Annotated in this window: 3 protein-coding genes; all 3 read left to right on the top strand. The window is 69.5% G+C overall.

Annotation, left to right across the window (positions count from 1 at the left end; all coding sequences use genetic code 11):
* The coding region (locus ACFWUY_RS41830) for an IS3 family transposase (protein ID WP_384122374.1) at nucleotides 1-155 on the top strand (155 nt) is incomplete at its 5' end.
* 95 nt (nucleotides 156-250) lie between these two features.
* A complete protein-coding gene (locus ACFWUY_RS41825; RefSeq protein ID WP_384122371.1) occupies nucleotides 251-538 on the top strand; it encodes a DDE-type integrase/transposase/recombinase in 288 nt (95 codons plus the stop codon).
* Nucleotides 539-599: 61 nt separating this feature from the next.
* Nucleotides 600-1,139: a transposase gene (locus ACFWUY_RS41820; protein ID WP_384122369.1), complete on the top strand. Its 540-nt coding sequence runs from the start codon at nucleotides 600-602 to the stop codon at nucleotides 1,137-1,139.
* Nucleotides 1,140-1,176: the final 37 nt, after the last annotated feature.

Genomic DNA, 1,176 nt, shown 5'->3' with positions numbered 1-1,176 from the left:
CAGATCACCGCTGTGCACCAGCGGGGTCCCGCGGCACCTACGGTGCCCCGCGCATCCACGCCGTCCTGAAGCGCGAAGGCACCGACTGCGGACGCCGCCGGGTCGCACGTCTGATGCGGCAGGCCGGACTCACCGGCCGAACCCGAAGGCAATGACACCGCACCACGATCCCGGACCCACATGCCGCCGCCCGTCTTGACCTGGTCCTTCGCGTCTTTGAGCCCGACCCGGCCGCCATCGGTACTCGCTGGTGCGGCGACATCACCTACCTCGCCACCGAAGAAGACTGGCTCTACCTGGCCACGATGATCGACATCGCCTCCCGGCGCGTGGTTGGCGCGTGGTTGGCTGGGCCACTGCCGACCACCTGCGAACCGAGCTGGTCGCTGATGCCCTCACGGCCGCCTGTCGGACCCGCCGCCCGGCCCGCCCGGTGATCTTCCATTTCGACCGCGGATGCCAAGACACCAGCCGTGAAATCGCCACCCTCGCAGTGGATTTCAACGTCTGCCTGTCGGTCGGACGGACTGGTTACTGAGGTTGAACTCGTGGTGTCATAGGGGCTGACGAGCGGCAGTCCCCTGCGGTATCACCGGGGCATGCGGTATCCACAAGGGGGCGGGCTGACCGCCGAACGGCAGCAGTTCCGCGAGGGGGTACGGCTGAAGGCGGCCGAGCGGTTCGCCCGGGGCGAGGCGAGTTCTGTGATCGCCAAGGACCTGCGCGTCAGCGTTCGGTCGGTGCAGCGGTGGCGGCAGATGTGGGAGGAGGACGGGCCGCGTGCTCTGCGGTCGCAGGGGCCGGCGTCGTTGCCGAGACTGAGCGAGAAGCAGTTCGCGCAACTGGAGGCGGAGCTGGCCAAGGGGCCGGCCGCGCACGGCTGGCAGGACCAGCGCTGGACCCTGAGCCGGGTGAAAACGGTGATCGGCCGGCGCTTCCACCTGACCTACACCATCCAGGGCGTGCGCAAGCTCCCGGTGCGCAACGGCTGGTCCTGCCAGGTCCCCGCCCGACGCGCGATGGAACGCAACGACGAGGCCGTGGCCGGCTGGGTCAAGGAGACCTGGCCCTGCGCGGAAGTCTCGCGGCGGCCCATGGAGCCTGGCTCGTCTTCGAGGACGAAGCCGGCTTCTCCATGACGCCGCCGCAGGCGAAGACCTGGTCACAGCGCGGTCG

Origin of the sequence: Streptomyces sp. NPDC058664, from assembly GCF_042716635.1 — a bacterium.
Lineage (GTDB): Bacteria > Actinomycetota > Actinomycetes > Streptomycetales > Streptomycetaceae > Streptomyces.
Note: the sequence above shows the minus strand (reverse complement) of the source record. Positions and strands in the feature narration are given on the sequence as shown.

What these genes read in the sequence shown, in the direction of transcription:
- ACFWUY_RS41820 (WP_384122369.1), top strand. Translation starts at nt 600, where the DNA reads ATGCGGTATCCACAAGGGGGCGGGCTGACCGCCGAACGGCAGCAGTTC.